The organism is Clostridium neonatale (assembly GCF_001458595.1).
Taxonomy (GTDB): domain Bacteria; phylum Bacillota; class Clostridia; order Clostridiales; family Clostridiaceae; genus Clostridium; species Clostridium neonatale.
Window position 1 is genome coordinate 2,667,288 of sequence record NZ_LN890328.1, and the last position, 17,307, is coordinate 2,684,594.

At 29.1% G+C, this 17,307-nt stretch carries 15 protein-coding genes and 1 riboswitch; of the genes, 1 reads left to right on the forward strand and 14 read right to left on the reverse strand.

Annotated elements, in window-relative coordinates; genetic code table 11:
• On the reverse strand, positions 1-583 hold a 583-nt coding region (locus BN2920_RS18880; protein WP_420919882.1), incomplete at its 3' end, for an N-acetylmuramoyl-L-alanine amidase family protein.
• Positions 584-998: 415 nt separating this feature from the next.
• Between BN2920_RS18880 and BN2920_RS18885 the strand changes: the two genes are divergently transcribed.
• Positions 999-1,691: a PHP domain-containing protein gene (locus BN2920_RS18885; RefSeq protein ID WP_058296511.1), complete on the forward strand. Its 693-nt coding sequence runs from the start codon at positions 999-1,001 to the stop codon at positions 1,689-1,691.
• Between the two features lie 107 nt (positions 1,692-1,798).
• Here BN2920_RS18885 and recQ read toward each other — a convergent pair whose 3' ends face one another.
• From recQ to BN2920_RS18950, 13 genes are all read right to left on the reverse strand, one after another.
• The gene (gene recQ / locus BN2920_RS18890; RefSeq protein ID WP_058296512.1) at positions 1,799-3,562 is read right to left on the reverse strand and encodes a DNA helicase RecQ; all 1,764 of its coding nucleotides are present in this window, start codon (positions 3,560-3,562) and stop codon (positions 1,799-1,801) included.
• Positions 3,563-3,700: 138 nt separating this feature from the next.
• Positions 3,701-4,219, reverse strand: a complete 519-nt coding sequence (locus tag BN2920_RS18895) for a hypothetical protein (protein ID WP_058296513.1) — start codon at positions 4,217-4,219, stop codon at positions 3,701-3,703.
• 4 nt (positions 4,220-4,223) lie between these two features.
• Positions 4,224-4,634 (reverse strand): DUF4430 domain-containing protein, encoded by a 411-nt coding sequence (locus tag BN2920_RS18900; protein WP_058296514.1) that lies wholly within the window; start codon positions 4,632-4,634, stop codon positions 4,224-4,226.
• A 1,070-nt stretch (positions 4,635-5,704) separates the two neighbouring features.
• Positions 5,705-6,340, reverse strand: a complete 636-nt coding sequence (thiE, locus tag BN2920_RS18905; protein ID WP_058296515.1) for a thiamine phosphate synthase — start codon at positions 6,338-6,340, stop codon at positions 5,705-5,707.
• 340 nt (positions 6,341-6,680) lie between these two features.
• Complete coding sequence (thiM, locus tag BN2920_RS18910) at positions 6,681-7,511, reverse strand: hydroxyethylthiazole kinase (protein ID WP_058296516.1); 831 nt, start codon at positions 7,509-7,511, stop codon at positions 6,681-6,683.
• Positions 7,512-7,573: 62 nt separating this feature from the next.
• Positions 7,574-8,890: a phosphomethylpyrimidine synthase ThiC gene (gene thiC, locus BN2920_RS18915; RefSeq protein WP_058296517.1), complete on the reverse strand. Its 1,317-nt coding sequence runs from the start codon at positions 8,888-8,890 to the stop codon at positions 7,574-7,576.
• A 112-nt stretch (positions 8,891-9,002) separates the two neighbouring features.
• On the reverse strand, positions 9,003-9,788 hold the full coding sequence (gene thiD, locus BN2920_RS18920) for a bifunctional hydroxymethylpyrimidine kinase/phosphomethylpyrimidine kinase (RefSeq protein ID WP_058296518.1): 786 nt from the start codon (positions 9,786-9,788) through the stop codon (positions 9,003-9,005).
• 38 nt (positions 9,789-9,826) lie between these two features.
• On the reverse strand, positions 9,827-10,351 hold the full coding sequence (gene thiW / locus BN2920_RS18925) for an energy coupling factor transporter S component ThiW (protein ID WP_058296519.1): 525 nt from the start codon (positions 10,349-10,351) through the stop codon (positions 9,827-9,829).
• A gap of 91 nt (positions 10,352-10,442) precedes the next feature.
• Positions 10,443-10,553, reverse strand: a riboswitch (TPP riboswitch).
• A gap of 68 nt (positions 10,554-10,621) precedes the next feature.
• Entirely contained in the window at positions 10,622-11,506 is an 885-nt protein-coding gene (sdaAA, locus tag BN2920_RS18930; protein WP_058296520.1) for an L-serine ammonia-lyase, iron-sulfur-dependent, subunit alpha, read from the reverse strand.
• Between the two features lie 76 nt (positions 11,507-11,582).
• Positions 11,583-12,260 carry an L-serine ammonia-lyase, iron-sulfur-dependent subunit beta gene (gene sdaAB / locus BN2920_RS18935; protein WP_058296521.1) on the reverse strand — a complete coding sequence of 226 codons (678 nt, stop codon included), beginning with the start codon at positions 12,258-12,260 and terminating at the stop codon, positions 11,583-11,585.
• A gap of 378 nt (positions 12,261-12,638) precedes the next feature.
• Positions 12,639-14,075 carry an N-acetylglucosamine-specific PTS transporter subunit IIBC gene (gene nagE / locus BN2920_RS18940; protein ID WP_058296522.1) on the reverse strand — a complete coding sequence of 479 codons (1,437 nt, stop codon included), beginning with the start codon at positions 14,073-14,075 and terminating at the stop codon, positions 12,639-12,641.
• Between the two features lie 207 nt (positions 14,076-14,282).
• Positions 14,283-15,170: a PRD domain-containing protein gene (locus BN2920_RS18945; RefSeq protein WP_058296523.1), complete on the reverse strand. Its 888-nt coding sequence runs from the start codon at positions 15,168-15,170 to the stop codon at positions 14,283-14,285.
• Positions 15,171-15,582: 412 nt separating this feature from the next.
• On the reverse strand, positions 15,583-17,223 hold the full coding sequence (locus BN2920_RS18950; protein WP_058296524.1) for a nucleoside kinase: 1,641 nt from the start codon (positions 17,221-17,223) through the stop codon (positions 15,583-15,585).
• Positions 17,224-17,307: the final 84 nt, after the last annotated feature.

Consider the following 17,307-nt stretch of genomic DNA (forward strand, 5'->3'; position numbering starts at 1 on the left):
CATTGTTATCTGGAGTTTCTGTTGTTCCATTATCTCCGTTTGATCCTCCATTGTTATCTGGAGTTTCTGTTGTTCCATTATCTCCGTTTGATCCTCCATTGTTATCTGGAGTTTCTGTTGTTCCATTATCTCCGTTTGATATTAAATTTCCGTTGCAATCAAATTCTTTTGAAGCATTTGGAATTTTATTTCCTACCGCTTGCCCATTCTTAGCAAATCTATATGTTGTTCCATTTATTCTAACTCTACCTGTTTGCATTACGCCTGATTTATTAAAGTAATATGTTTTTCCATCAATTTTTATTACGCCAGTTTGGATTACACCTTTACTATCTGCAAAATACCATTTGCCTCTACTTTTTATCCATCCAGTCTTAACTTTACCATTTTCCTTATAGCACAGCCTGCCATTATTTTTAGCAAATCCATTTGTGCTACTTACCTCATTAGTAGTTTGAGTAATCTCATTTCCTTGTGAAGTTGAAATATTTCCTTGTGCAGATACTCCTAATGGGTTTGATGCTATTATTGTAGCTGCAATCGCTACCCCACTTATACTTTTTAAAATAAAAGATCTCTTCATTAGTTTTTCTCCTTTTCTTTTTTATTTGGTTAATCATAACAATTATCTTTTCTTATCTTTTATAAGATTCTTTATCATTTATTCAAATTATTACAAGCAACCTTTGCACTTATGGTAACATACATTTCGTCATTTCGATTTTGTTCGACATTTGTTCTCATGCTATAAGATAAAGATATTTTAATATAACTCAAAAATACTATAAAAAACATGCATTTTACTATATGATATCCCTCTATATCCCATATAGTAAGGGCTAACCCCTATTATTTTTTTCTAAATCTATATATGCTTATATACTTTTTTAATAATTTTCAGATCTTAAAAATTGCTAAGCTAATCACAATCTTCTTTGTTACAATTCAGCTTTTAATTCATATAATAGGAATTGGAAATTAATAAATATGGAGTAAGTATGTATAAAAAAGGCGATTTTCATATTCATTCAACTTATTCTGATGGAAAATGTACACCTACTCAAATAATAGATATAGCTAAAAGACATGGTGTTGATATAATTTCAATAACAGATCATAATTGTACAAATGGAATATCAGAAAGCATAAAACATGGTAAAGAGATTGGGATAAAGGTTATACCTGGTGTTGAAGTATCTACTAGATATAATAGAACACGCGTACACATTTTGGGATACTTCAATGGTGAAATCTTCAATGACAGAACATTAATAAAATGCTTAAAATGCATAAAAAATCACAACATCTCAGAATTTAACAAAATATTAAAAAAGGAATTCTCAATTGCTTATAGAAGTGAAAACATCTGTGTTGAAAAAGGAATTGAATTACTTAGAGCTTTTGGTGCTACAGTAATTTTAGCTCATCCTGTTTTACTACCACGAAATCAATTTGAAGAGATAATCAAATTAGGTTTTGATGGATTAGAGGCAAAATATTTTAGTAATACAGAAAGAGAGACTGAATTTTTTATAAATTATGCCAATGAAAATAATATGATTTATACTGCCGGATCTGATTTTCATAGAAATAATGAATTATATAGAGCTCATGGTCTTATTGGTGATGCTTATTTAGATGAAAAAGAAATTCAGATTTTTCTTAATCATCTAGAAAAAAACGCTATTTAACTAACATTCTCATAGATTCACTGTAATCTAATTTCCTGAATAACAAAAAATATTGATGATTATGCCTAATTAAAAATCCTTAATTTGGTATAATCATCAATATTCTCTTAATACTTTTCTATTATTTTCAATATCTCATCGCCATATGCTTCTACCTTTTTACTTCCCACGCCTCTTATTTCCAATAATTCTTCTTTATCTTTAGGTATATTATTAACAATTTCAATTAAACTTGAATCTGAAAAAATAATATACGGTCTAATTCTTTCTTTATATGCTTTTTCTTTTCGCCATTTTTTAAGGTCTTCAAATAATTCTTTATTAAGAATAGTTTCTTCTTTATCCAAAATTTTAAATACTACATTTTCCTGACTTTTAAGTACTTTATACGAACGTGCATTTAATTTAAGCATGGAATAAGTTCCTTCTTTTAAATCTACATATCCTTCATTTAGAAGACTTTTAATTAAATCTTTTATAAAAGAATTTCCATATTCCTTCATTATTCCATATGTAGTTACTTTATCTAAATTATTTTGAATTATTTTAGGTCCTTTAAATCCCTTTAAAATATCAACTAAAACCGATATTCCATATTTTTCTCTCGTTCTAAATACAGTTGATAAAATCATTTGACTTTCTTTTGTAAAATCTTTGAGTTCATCATCATTTAAACAATTGCTGCAGTTATTACAATAACTTACTATTCTTTTATTCCCAAAGTAATTTAATATGTATTTTCTAAAACATTCATGATAATTACAGTAATCTATCATAGATTGAAACTTTTTAAGTTGAATAGATAATCTACTCAAAGCTGAACTTTTATTTATTATATACTCTATTCTACTTAAATCACTTTCGCTGTAGAAAAGATAACAATCACATTGCTCTCCATCTCTCCCACCTCTACCAATTTCCTGATAATAGTTTTCTATATTTTGTGGAATGGTGAAATGAACTATGAATCTTATATTTGATTTATCAATCCCCATTCCAAATGCAGTTGTAGCAATTATTATATTGTATCTTTCGTACAAAAATCCTTCTTGATACTCTTCCTTTTCTTCATCACTAAGTCCGCCATGATATTTACCCACGCTATACCCTAGTTCTTTTAAATAATAATATAAACTATCAACTTCTTTTCTCGCAGCACAATAAACTATACCTGATTGTTCATCATGAGCTCTTATAATATCTTTCACTTCTTCAAGCTTATCAATCTCTTTAAATACAGAAATATTTAAATTTTCCCTATTAATATCACCTATGTACATATAAGGGTTATTTAATCCTAGAAGCTTAATTGAATCCATCCTTACTTCATCTGTTGCAGTTGCAGTAAATGCTGAAATTACTGGTTTTGTTTTCAATATCTTATAGAATTCAGAAATTTGTAAATAACTTTTTCTAAAATCATGTCCCCATTGTGATACGCAATGGGCTTCATCTATAGCAATCTGGCATATATCCAGGTCTTTTACCATATCTTTAAATATTTTAGATTCTAATCTTTCTGGGGCCACATAAATAATTTTGTATCCCCCAAGGCTTGCTTCTATTAATATATTTTTAATATTTTCCATTGTTTGAGTACTATTTATATATGCACTTTTTACTCCAAGCTCAGTTAAATTATCAACTTGATCTTTCATTAGAGATATTAATGGAGAAATTACAATTGTTATTCCGCTAAGTATAATTGCTGGTATCTGATAACAAACTGATTTTCCTGCTCCAGTTGGCATAAGACAGAATGTATCTTCTTTGTTTAATATACTGTTTATTATTTCAAACTGTCCACGTCTTAAAGTGCTATATCCATAATACTTCTTTAAAACATAAAATATCTTTTCTTTATTATCCACACCATTCTCCTCCCTAATAATATTAATTATCTAATTTATGTAAACAGAAAGTGGCACCATTTTAACTGTTATGCCACTTAATAATAATACTATAATAATTTCCAATAATAAATAAATTATAAATATTTTATGTTATTTTTAGAATTCTCCAGTATAAAAATATTTTTTATTTAGCCTATTTAATAATTTAAATATTCTTTCTCCTAAAAATAGCATTATAAAATAATTTCCTGTTCCGTGTACAATATCATATGGAATTCCTGAAATCCAATATCCAATCCCCGAATTTATTCCAGTAAATATAAATACAGGAATAGCATATAATGCACCAAATATTAATCCAAAAATCCCCGAATAAATTGATAATAATAAATATCTCTCTTTAATTTTATTTCTTATTAAATATGTAATCATACTCAATGATGGCCATATTATTAAGTAACCAAACCACCATGTTCCAAATCCATATATAAGTCCCATCATCATTACAAAAATCACTACTATATACATCGATTTCTTCTCATAAATTAAAGAATATAATATTATCAATAAGCTTACAGTTTCAACATTTGGAATAAAACTTAACGATACCTGAGATATAGTTAAAATTGCAGCTAATACTCCAAATAAGATTAATTCTTTTACAGAACACTTCATTGTTTTACCATCCTGTTGTTAATATAAATTCTACCGTGTCACCATCATTTATCATTACATCATCAATACCTGTTGAAGAACTTTCACCATTAACAACTAAATTCCACCATTCTTGTTTTGATTCATCTGCTTTTCTTCCATTAACTTCAGTTACAAATCTTCCATATGAACCATTTTCAGATTCTATAAGTTTTCTCTTATCTAAATCTTCTCCAAGTGATTTTTCTTTTGTTGTAACATCAAATTCTTCACTAAAAGTTTTATCAGAATCTGTAACAATTATTTTATATTCTTTAATTCCATCTACTGCTTTACTATTTATATAAAATTTATATCCTGCAAAACCAAATACAGCTATAAGTAAGACAATAATTGAAACTATAAATTTCTTATTTTTTAAAATTGTATTTTTCATCTTCTCCTCCTTGATATTTTAATACCTTAAGTATATACCATATGTTTCATTTCTAAAACATATGATTTTAAATATATAAATATCTAATATTTATAACAATTATTAAGCATCTCATGCAAATCAATTTCCTGTTTAGTACATTCCTGCCATAATAATACTAAAATATAATATATAAGAAGGACTTCCTTTGAAAATTTTTAATTATATGCGCTTACAAAAATATATAAAATGTATTATACCTTTAATAATATTTTTTTATTTAATGTAACGTTACCACTTCTAATTGCATCTTGCACAATAATTAGCATTATTAATATTTGTAAAATAAATTCTTATAATTGTAACAATATTTCAAATAGTTTATTTACTCTAAAATCTTCTAACAATAATAGATATCTTATTCTTTTAATGTGGTTCTTTTTTGGGGAGATTGTTTTAGAAAATGATCTTTACACAAAGGATTTACCTAACGGTCCATTTACTTTTATTTGTAATTTTTTCCTTTTATGATAAGGCATTCTCTCCCGAAATGATATTATTTTATATAGTTGTATGTATTGCTATTTTTCTTGAAATTTATGTATATAAAAATAATAAACCTTTAATATATGAGGATGGCTTATTTAAAAATTTATATTTTTTAAATTTTTAACTTGGTTAATTAACTATTCCTTAATTTAAAAATGTATTTATGCATAGCAACATAATACCGATACTCTGAATTTAGATGAAACAAAGAAATAAAGCTCTTATGTTGGCGGTGTCTTGCATTCGAAAATGAAGCTTTAGAATTCTTCATGTAGACTTGTTCCACAATTGTTTGTCTAAGGTATATTAAAGGAAACATCTTCATCGGTAGATGAAGATGGGCTATACTGCTAAGTTCGTACCTCACTAAGCATTATATGCCTTGGAGCAAACATTTGTGGATACAAGTCTACATGTTTGAATTCTTAGCTTCATTTTTGTAGCAAGCGAGCCACACATAAGAGCTTTATTTCGGTTATTTCACTCTAAACTTTGTACGTCCCTTATTTATTCTATGCATTATTAGATTTCCAAAATTAATTTTATTTTTTAATTTTATTAAATTCATCCTTAATTTCTTTAGCAGCCTTTTTTATATCTTTTTGTGCTATTATTGCTGAAATTATAGCAACTCCATCAATATTTATGTCTTTAAAATCTTTTATTCTTTCTTTATTAACTCCGCCAATAACAACCATTGGAAGTTTAACATTATCTCTTATTTTTCTGACTTCCTCCATTGTTACTGCTGTTGCATCTTTTTTACTTCCTGTGACATAAACCGCCCCTACTCCTATATAGTCTGCTCCATCTTTTTCAGCTGTTAATGCTTCTTCAAGATTTCCTGCCGATACTCCAATTATTTTATCATTTCCTAATATATTTCTTACAATAGTCAATGGTAAATCACTTTGACCAACATGTACCCCAGCTGCATCAACTGCTTGTGCAATATCAAGTCTATCATTTATTAATAATGGTATATTATATTTATCAGTTATTTTTTTCACATTAACTGCTGTACTATAAAAATCAAGTGATGAACATTCTTTTTCTCTAAGCTGAATTAATGTACAGCCTCCCTTAATAGCTTCTTCAACTGCTTCTTCTAAAGTTTCCGTACTCATTAAGTCTCTATCTGTTACAAGATATACACTATAATCAATATAAGGCTTCATAAAATAAATTCCTCCTATAATAATAACAACTTCAATTAAATGATCAAAACTATATTAAGCTTATCAAAAATATAAATAAAGCTTGGCTCACATATGTTAGCAGATGAAACTATAATATAAAACCAAATATTTTGGTTTTTAACTTAAGAATATATATTCTTATATTCTTAAAAATTTGCTTATTTTATTAGAATTATATGGATTCTTTTTAATAATGAAACACCTACTCATATTCATTCGTAGGTGTAAGCGATTCACACCAAATATAAAATTTGGGCTCTCTGCTTAAGAATTTGCTTATTTATTGAGCTTCAACTTATATAAATATTATTTTTAAACTCTATAAAAAAGTTATTTTTCCTCTATCTTTAATTATCTCTGCTGTAAGATTACTTATTGCATCCATAATTCCAACATGAAAACTTCCAAGTCCTATATTTTTATTTTTTTCTTCTGAAATTTCTCCACTTATACTCATAGATAGTACAGCTCCTACTGCTGCTATAAAATAATCATTCCCACTACCTGCATAAGCTCCACAAAGTGCACTTGTCATGCATCCTGTTCCTGTGACACTTGCAAGCATTTTGCTTCCATTTGATAAAATTACACTTCTTTCACTATCTGAAACAACATCTTCTACACCTGTAATTGCAACTGTACAATTTAGTTTTTGTGCTAGATTTTTTGCTACATTAACTTTATCTTCATTAGTCATATTCATATCACTTTCAGATGCATCAACACCTTTAGTAACTGAACTTATTCCACTTATGAATTTAATTTCAGATATATTTCCTCTTATAATATCCATCTTAACTTCTCTTAAAAGTCTTTGAGCTACACTATTCCTGTATGGTGCAACACCTGCACCTACTGGATCATATATTACTGGAATACCACATTCATTAGCTTTTTTACCTGCAATAATCATAGCTTCAACCATATCATCATTTATTATTCCCATATTTAAAACTACAGCAGATGAAATAGATGCTATTGCTTCAACCTCTTTTGAAAAATCAGCCATTGTTGGTGATCCGCCAATAGCAAGTATTATATTTGCGCAGTCAGTTGCTGTAACATAATTAGTTATACTATGTACTAATGGCTTCTTTTTCTTAATATTTTCTAATAAATTTCCTACTTTATTTAAAATTTCACTGCTCATTTAAAACCCTCCTTTTGACAGCTGACATCTGTAACCTTTACGCCTTAACTGTCAGCTCTCAACTACTTAATCTCTTTTTGTAATAATTCAACTTTTTCTCCATTTAAAATTCTGTTTGTAGTTCTTACTGCGCACATTTTTCCGCACATAGAACAACTGTGTTGATCCTCTGGTGGAATGCTTTCAAAGTATTCTCTAGCCTTATTACCATCAAGTGCAACCTTAAACATAGCTTCCCAATCTAATTTTTGACGTGCATCTGCCATTGCATTATCTCTATCTCTTGCTCCTTTGACACCATTTGCTATATCAGCTGCATGGGCTGCAATCTTTGATGCTATAATTCCTTCTTTAACATCATTAATATCTGGTAATCTTAAATGTTCTGCTGGTGTAACATAGCAAAGGAAGTTTGCTCCATTGGTTGCTGCAATAGCTCCACCAATCGCTGATGTTATATGATCATATCCTGGTGCAATATCTGTTACTAATGGTCCAAGTACATAAAATGGTGCTCCATGGCATAGTCTTTTTTCTATTTGCATATTAGCTGCTATTTCATTCATCGCCATATGTCCCGGTCCTTCAATCATAACTTGTACATCTTTTTCCCATGCTCTTTTAGTCAATAAGCCAAGTTCCATTAATTCTGAAATTTGACCTGCATCAGTTGAATCATCAATACATCCTGGTCTCATAGCATCCCCAAGACTAATAGTTACATCATGCTCTCTAAGAATTTCTAATAATTCATCATAATGTTCATAAAATGGATTTTCATTTCCTGTCATCTCCATCCATGCAAATAGAAGAGAACCTCCTCTAGATACTATATTCATCTTTCTTTTATCTTCTTTAAATACAGAAATAGTTCTTTTATTTATTCCAGCATGAATAGTAACAAAATCAACACCTTGTTCTGCATGTTTTCTTACTACTTCAAGAAAATCCTCTGCTTTAATATCTAAAAGATCTTTTTCTAAATATCCAATTGCATCATACATAGGAACTGTTCCTATCATAGCTGGAGAATATTCTATTAGTTTTTCTCTAAATTCTTGTGTCTTACCATAATTACTTAAATCCATTATAGCTTCTGCACCATATTCAATAGCTAATTTAACTTTTTCCATTTCTCTGCAATAATCTACTGAGTCACCTGAAATACCTAAGTTCACATTTATCTTAGTTCTTAATCCATCGCCAACACCTTCTGGATTTAGTGATTTATGATTAACATTAGCCGGTATTACAACTTTTCCTTCTGCTATAAGTTGTCTTAATTTTTCTGCTTCTATTTGTTCCTTATCTGCTACGATTTCCATTTGTTTTGTAATTATACCTTTTTTAGCTGCTTCCATTTGTGTTTTATAACTCATCTTAATTTTCCTCCTAAATATTTCCCTAGAGAATTCTAAGGGAATTTTTAAACAAATTTAGACTTAACCCAATTTTTTTATTACCCCTGATGTACCTCAGGGGTACAACTAATTAATAATATTTATAAAAATGGTGAGTTGGTCCAACGCCTTTGCCAAGCTCAAAACCATTTTTGATAGCTCCCGTAATATAATTTTTAGCTTCACCTACTGCATCTTTTATATTCATTTTCTTAGCTATATTAGCAGCAATTGCTGATGATAATGTACATCCTGTCCCATGTGTATGAGTTGTATTTATTCTTTCTTGTGGAAATAATACAAATTCATTACCATCATATAATAAGTCTGTTGCATCATCTTCTAAGTGACCACCTTTAACTAATACTGCCTTTGGCCCTAATTCAATTAATTTTTTAGCAGCATCCTTCATTTGCTCTAAATTCTTTATTTCAACGCCTAAAATCTCTTCCGCTTCTGGAAGATTAGGTGTTATTAATGTTGCTAGTGGAAATAATTCTTTTACTAATGTTTCTTTTGCATCTGGTGATAATAAATTAAATCCACTTTTTGAAATCATAACTGGATCTAAGACAATATCACATAAATCTTCAACTTTGTTTAATGCATTTGCTATAGCCTTTATAGATTCAATTTTAGATACCATTCCGATTTTTACTGCATCTACTCTTATATCTTCAAAAATTACGTCTATTTGTTTTTCTATCATTTGCGGTTCTATATCTTGTATCCCAAATACGCCCATTGTATTTTGAGCAGTTATAGCAGTTATAACACTCATTCCATATACACCATTTGCAGAAAATGATTTTAAATCTGCTTGTATTCCTGCTCCCCCACAACTGTCTGAACCTGCAATTGTTAATGCTCTATACATACCTTCACATCCTTTGTTTTAGATATAATACTTAATATTTAGTTAGTTTTAGCTTCTAAATTATGCGAGCTTCTATTTATTAATGTATGTTCTATAACAGGAATCTTTAGAAATACATATGCAATTATTGCACCTGCACTGCAGCTAAGCATAAATGGTGCTACAAACATTATTACTGCTCCTTCTTTTCCTAAAAATGCTGCTGCTAGTGGATACGCAAGTAATGCTCCTAATATTCCTGTACCTACTACTTCTCCAATTACACCAACAAGTATTCTCTTAAATTTTTTATAAAGAATACCTGAAAGTAATGCACCTACCATACTACCTGGGAATGCTAACAGACTGCCTGTCCCTAATATATTTCGTATAAGTGATGCTACAAACGCATTACACATTGCATATATTGGTCCAAGAGTTACTGCTCCAACTACATTAACAAAATGTTGTACTGGCGATATTTTTGCTGCTCCTATTGGTATTGAGAATGTTCCGAATATAACAGCCATACCAATAAGTACACCACTTAGTGCAATTTTTTGTGCTTTACTCTTTTCGTTCATTTTTCAGCCTCCTTATCTTTTAATTTTAGGAAACTATACAAAAACTACGTAAAAAAAAATGTAACCCAAAGGGTTACATTATAAATATACACGCAATTATTTTGTACTTCCCTCCGTTGGCATTAACCAAATCAGGTTATAAGAGTCTAGGAAATCAATCTTTCCAATCTCAGCCGATGTATCAGCTCCCCTAGTTATAAATTATTTAATTTTATCCACAAATTAAACATTATACCAATATTATAAAATAGTCAAGATATTTTACATTCTTTACTCATTATTTTTTCCAAATACTTTTTCTTTAAGCCTAAGTCCTTCCTTTGTTGCAGCTACTCCTCCCATTGCAGTTTCTCTAAGTGCTGATGGTAAGCTTTTTCCTACTTTATACATTGCTTCAACAGCATCATCAAAAGGTATTTTAGCTTCAACTCCTGCCATCACCATATCTGCTGTACAAAGAGCAGTAATAGCACCTTGTGCATTTCTTTTTGCACATGGTATTTCTACTAAACCTGCTACTGGATCGCATACTAAACCTAATACATTTTGAAGTATTATTGACCCAGCATCTAAACTCATTTTAGGAGTTCCACACATTAATTCAACTACTGCTGCTGCTCCCATTGCAGAGGCTGATCCGCACTCTGCCTGGCATCCTCCTTCTGCACCAGAAAGGGTTGCATTCATTCCAATAATCATTCCAACAGCTGAAGCTGCAAGAAGTCCATTTATCATTTCATCCTCTGACAATTCCAACACTTCACCTGCTGCTAAAATAACTGCTGGTAATATTCCACATGATCCTGCTGTTGGACATGCAACTATTTTCCCCATGGAAGCATTTACTTCTGATGATGCAAGGGCCATTGCCATAGCTATATTAGTAGCTCTTCCTGTTAAAGTCTTCTTATTTTTAGCGTAATTATTTAATCTATGTCCATCTCCGCCAATAAGGCCACTAAGTGAGTAAACTTCTTTTTCAGTTCCTGCTTTTGCTGCATCCTTCATTACTTTTAAGTTTTTTCTCATCTTTTCTATTACTTTCTCTCTTGTTGATCCCTTTTCTTCAACTTCACATCTTATAGCATACTCGCTTAAAGAAATATTATGTTTATCACATAATTCTAATAACTCTTCTCCTGTTCTTGCAAGCATATTACCTGTTCCACCTTTCTTCTTACGCTATTGTTTAATACTATATCTCGAATTATATGCATTCCAAAGCAATTTATTATTCTTCTTGTACTGGGCTAATTGCAATAACTTTAAATACAAATTCTAATTTTTTTATTTTATCTATAACATCCTCATTTATCCTATTATCCATTTCAAAAATCATAGTTGCTTCTTCGCCTTTTCTATCTCTAAAAACTTTCATAAATGCTATGTTTATATTTTCACTTGAAAGAATCTGAGTAACTGAATTAATGACCCCCGGTACATCTTTATGAGATATAATCAATGTTTCATATATTCCTGTAAATTCTACTTCATTATCATTTACCTCAAATATTTTAATATTTCCACCACCAATAGAAGATCCCATCACTTCACAATAGTTATCATCTACAGTTCTCATTATAAACTTAACTGTATTAGGATGAACATCACCTAAATCTGCTTCTTTAAATAGGAATTTCACTCCTAATTCTTTTGCTATTTCCATAGAATCTCTAAGCCTTTCATCATAAGGTTCCATCCCAAGTATTCCTGCTACCAAAGCTTTATCTGTTCCATGACCTCTATATGTTTTTGCAAAAGAACCATGTAGTAAAAATGTTACTTCTGCTATTTCTCCTCCAGCTATACTTCTTGCTATTTTCCCAAGTCTAGCTGCTCCTGCTGTATGTGAACTAGATGGACCTATCATTACTGGTCCAAGTATATCAAATATTCCTATACCTTTCATAATCGAATTTCTCCTTATTTACTTTTAACGATTGTAATGTTTCTCAAAATTTATTAAAACATATTATATTTAAAGTATCTACATTATATAATTATTTTGTCATTTTTATAAGAATATAAGCATAGTTTATTTAAATATTTAAATTTTATAACTCAAAAAATTTAAATATATATGTTGCAATTACTTTTCTACATTTTGTATGCTGGTATTTACTTAGACTGTAAACATCTTAAATGAAATTTTATTATTGTAATATATATTTTTCTAACTTATTAAATAATACATGAATATTATTAATTTACCCGAAATAAGGATAGCAATTAGAATGCTATCCTTATAAATGATTAATTATTTAAATATTTCTTTATAAACAATTTATTATCTACATAGTTTTTTAAATTCATCAGCTACAAATTGAACTTGCGTACCTACTATAACCTGTAAGCTTGTCTTACCTGGTCTCATAACGCCTGATACACCTGCTGATTTAATTAATTTTTCATCTACGCGTGATTGATCTTTAATTTCTAAACGTAATCTTGTTACACAATTATCAATTGAAGTTATATTTTCTTTTCCTCCAACACCTTTTAATATGATAGATGCAACTTCTGTATAATTATTATTAGCAAGTACTGCATTCATTTCTTCAGCATCATCATCTTCTCTGCCCGGAGTCTTTAAATTAAATTTTGTAATAGCAAAGCGGAATACAACGTAGTAAATAACTGCAAAAACTAAGCCTATTGGTATAATATAAAGTGGATTTTCAGCCATTGGGGCTTTAAAACTTAAGAACCAGTCTACAAAACCTGCACTAAAGTTAAATCCGCATCTTACTGGCAATAATGTACATACCACTGCTGAAATTCCTGATAATATTGCATGAACTAAGTATAATCCTGGTGCCAAGAACATAAATGAGAATTCTAAAGGTTCTGTTACCCCTGTGAAAAATGCTGATATTGACGCTGCTAATAATAATCCATAAACTGCTTTCTTCTTGTTATCTTTAGCAGTATGATACATTGCAAGAGCTCCTGCTGGTAAACCAAACATCATTACTGGGAAGAATCCTGTCATATACATACCAGTCACGCCTTGTGTACCAGTTCCTGCCCAGAAGTTTCCTATATCATTAATTCCTGCAACGTCGAACCAGAATACTGAATTAAGTGCATGATGAAGACCTGTTGGAATTAAAAGCCTATTGAAGAATGTATAAATACCTGAACCAATTGCTCCTGTAGATACGATTGCTTCCCCAAAACTTACTAATCCTCCATAAACTATTGGCCATACAAAGAATAATATCAAAGATGCAACAATTGATCCTGCTGCTGTTACTATAGCAACACATCTTTTTCCACTAAAGAACGCTAAAGCATCTGGTAATTTAGTGCCTTTAAATTTATTATAACAACTTGAACCTATAATACCTGATAAAATACCTGTAAATTGTGTTGCTATCTTTCCAAATGCTGCTGGTACTTCTGCAACATCTACACCTTTAAACATTGCTACAACGGCTGGTGATAATAAAGTAGTAATCATAAGCCATGAAACAAGTCCTGCAAGTCCTGCTGTACCATCGTTGTCATCAGACATGCCGACACCAACACCAATTGCAAATAATATACCCATGTTGTCGATTAATGAGCCTCCAGCTTTTATTAGGAATGCTGCAATTATATTGTTTGCCCCCCAGCCAGATGGATCAATCCAATAACCAATTCCCATTAATATACTTGCAACTGGCAAGCAAGCTACAGGTAACATTAATGATTTCCCTAGTTTTTGTAAGTACTTCATCATATTGAAGTCCCTCCTTATTAAATATTTATTACAAGAGTACTAGACTCTCATATACATTTTTATTTTTGAACACAAAAAAGCTGAAAAGAATAGATCAAGATATAATCCTATCCTTTTCAGCTGATGCTCGAATCTAATCGGTTACACGCTATTTATTAAAAACGTATTCTGTTTATGTTTACATGTTACCATATAAATCTATTATAATCAACTCTTTTTATTAAAAAATTTAATATTAAATTTAGTATTCTTGCTTTCCTTTCTAAACCTTTCTATATGCATTGCTAAGTATGCTATCTCACTCTCTGATACTTCTTTATCAAGGTATTTTTCTAATATCTTTGCTGAAGATTCCGCTATTTTATAAGATACCTTATATTTTGACTTAATCTCATAAATAAAGTCATTACCGATTTCTGAATCTGCCAAAATTCTTTTAATAGCAAACTTTATATGAGTTACAAATCTTGCATAATTTAAGGTTTCTTTGTCTATTTTTATATCTAATTGCTTTTCTACACAGGTAATTACCATATTACTTAAATTAGTACTCTTTATTGTGTCATTTAAGTTTCCGCTATTTCTACTTGAATGAATATGCAATGCTATAAGTCCAATTTCATCTTCTGGAATTAATAAATCCAATTCATTTTCTAACATTTTTGCTGCTTTTTCAGCTAACATATATTCTTTTTTATAAAGAACTTTAGTCTCAGTAATAAAAGGATTTTCTATTATTTCTCCATTTACAATTCTCTTTATTGCAAAATTTAAGTGATCAATTAATCCAATATGTATCTTTTCATCCAAATCTTCATTTAAATCACTTGATATTTCTGTTATTATATTTTCACATAAACCAAAAAATTCTTCATCAACTTTCTCAATAACTTGTTTAAAATTCTTAAGATTATCTTCATTCTCCATCACAAAGACTTTTTCAACCTGTGTTCCTTTTGGTATTTTATCACCAAATTTTTTACCAAATCCTATTCCCCTAGAAAATAGCATTTTTTCTTTTCCTGATATTTTTACACAAACTATATTATTATTATACGCTTGTATCACTACCCCTTCATTAACAACAATACCCATGACACGCCTCCTTTTTACTAATATTTCAGCATCATATAATCATAGTATAACAAATCTATTTATATTTCAATTTAAATTATTCGATATTTTATTATGATTTCTTTATTCTGTAAACACTTAGAAATAAATCATATCAACCTTAATAATCATTCATCAGAATCTATTTATTATTATAATATCTTTATTATATCATTTTAGAAATAGGTACTATCATACAAACAAATCCTTTGTGAAGTAACTAATAACATTGTAGCTGTTAAATAGGATAATATGATTGCTACTTCATTCCATTCAAAAATTATAGATGATTTAAGTTTTTTAGAATATTTTCAAAACGGATTAATTAAATGAATTTAAATATAATAAATAATGTTGAATTGTATTATACAAATATAATTCAACATTAATATTTTTAATATTCATAAAAACAAGATCCACCTATAAATTCTCTAAGCAAAGAATTCTTCGGCACATCATTTGTATTTATTTCTTTAAAAAAACTTAAAAATGTTATAAGTCTTAGTGCTTCTGAATATACTGGACTTTTTTTCGGAACCTTACTTAATTCCTCTAATGCAAAAGGTTTTAAAACACCTAATTCATATACCAATGTAGAATTAAAAATCACATCTGCTTCTTCCTGATAAACAAAAATATTTTTCTTTTCTCCACGTTTTATTGCAGGCCACATCTTTAATGTTTCCTCTGCACAATAACCTCTTGATAAAGAATCTCTTACAATTCTTCTAACTATTCGTGAATCTGTTGTAGAAATTCTATTGTGATCATCTATATTAAGCTGAGTTAATGCTGATATATATATTTTAAAAACATTCTTATTTAAATTATCCCATATTAATTTAGGATTAAGTCCGTGTATTCCTTCTAATATAAGTACTCCATTTTCAGGCAATTGTTCCTTATATCCATTCCATTCTTTCTCACCTGTTTTAAAATTATAAACAGGAAGTTCTACCTCATTACCATTTAAAAGCTGCTCTAAATCATAATTTAGAAGTTTTAAATCAAGAGCATCAATATTTTCATAATCATATTCTCCATTTTCATCTTTTGGAGTATCTATTCTGTTTACAAAATAATTATCTAATGAAAGCGGTATAGGTATCATTCCATTAACTCTTAATTGAATACTTAATCTATTGGCAAATGTAGTTTTTCCAGAAGATGATGGTCCTGCTATGAGAATTATTTTAATATCCTTTTTATCATATATTCTATCAGCAATATTAGCTATCTTCTTTTCATGCAATGCTTCTGATACCATTATTATATCTTGGAGCTCTCCTGCATCGATTTTTCTATTTAATTCACCAACTTCGCCTATTCCTAATATAGATAGCCATCTTTCAGTTTCAATGAATATACTATTTAAAGATTTTTGATTTTTAAGTTTTGGAATTGTATTTAAATCACTTATATCAGGTCTTCTTAATATAAATCCTGATAAATATTTTTCAACATCAAAAGCTTTTATAACACCTGTTGAAGCTGCTATTTTCCCGCAAAAATAATCATACTGACCTTCTAGTTCATATAATCTCACTTCATTTATATTACTATATTTCAACAAATTAATTTTATCTAGCATATTATAATTTTCAAATATTTTAATTGCCTCTTCTTTTGAAACAGATATTATATTTATTGGTACATCTTTTTTTATTAATTCAATCATTTTTAATTTTATATTTTTCAAATCCTCTTCATTTATATCATATTCATTATAAATCTCACCGTATATTGATTTGCTAAAAGAATGTTGCAATGTTATTCTTGCATTTGGAAACATATCTAATGCACATTTTATAAATATAAATTGTAACGTATTTATATATATCTTCATACCAGCATCAGTATCAAATTTAACTATTTCTATTTTGCCGTCATTTGGTATCTTATCTTTTAAATTATATATATTTCCATCTAGCTTGCATGCTGCAATTTCCTTAATATCTTCTCTATGTTTTTCTTCCAATGATTCATAAAAAGTAATTTTCTTTTTATCTAAAACAACTCCATTGTTATTTATCATTAATTTTCCTTCTTTCTTTAATCATCATTTATTCATAATTAGTTATATTATCGTATTTAGTTTTAATATTTCTATTCCTATTAT

Excerpts from the sequence above, each read along its gene's own strand:
- BN2920_RS18885 (WP_058296511.1), top strand. The coding sequence starts at position 999 with ATGTATAAAAAAGGCGATTTTCATATTCATTCAACTTATTCTGATGGA.
- BN2920_RS18895 (WP_058296513.1), bottom strand. The coding sequence starts at position 4,219 with ATGAAGTGTTCTGTAAAAGAATTAATCTTATTTGGAGTATTAGCTGCA.
- BN2920_RS18900 (WP_058296514.1), bottom strand. The coding sequence starts at position 4,634 with ATGAAAAATACAATTTTAAAAAATAAGAAATTTATAGTTTCAATTATT.
- thiE (WP_058296515.1), bottom strand. The coding sequence starts at position 6,340 with ATGAAGCCTTATATTGATTATAGTGTATATCTTGTAACAGATAGAGAC.
- thiM (WP_058296516.1), bottom strand. The coding sequence starts at position 7,511 with ATGAGCAGTGAAATTTTAAATAAAGTAGGAAATTTATTAGAAAATATT.
- thiC (WP_058296517.1), bottom strand. The coding sequence starts at position 8,890 with ATGAGTTATAAAACACAAATGGAAGCAGCTAAAAAAGGTATAATTACA.
- thiD (WP_058296518.1), bottom strand. The coding sequence starts at position 9,788 with ATGTATAGAGCATTAACAATTGCAGGTTCAGACAGTTGTGGGGGAGCA.
- thiW (WP_058296519.1), bottom strand. The coding sequence starts at position 10,351 with ATGAACGAAAAGAGTAAAGCACAAAAAATTGCACTAAGTGGTGTACTT.
- sdaAA (WP_058296520.1), bottom strand. The coding sequence starts at position 11,506 with ATGCTTGCAAGAACAGGAGAAGAGTTATTAGAATTATGTGATAAACAT.
- sdaAB (WP_058296521.1), bottom strand. The coding sequence starts at position 12,260 with ATGAAAGGTATAGGAATATTTGATATACTTGGACCAGTAATGATAGGT.
- nagE (WP_058296522.1), bottom strand. The coding sequence starts at position 14,075 with ATGATGAAGTACTTACAAAAACTAGGGAAATCATTAATGTTACCTGTA.
- BN2920_RS18945 (WP_058296523.1), bottom strand. The coding sequence starts at position 15,170 with ATGGGTATTGTTGTTAATGAAGGGGTAGTGATACAAGCGTATAATAAT.
- BN2920_RS18950 (WP_058296524.1), bottom strand. The coding sequence starts at position 17,223 with ATGATAAATAACAATGGAGTTGTTTTAGATAAAAAGAAAATTACTTTT.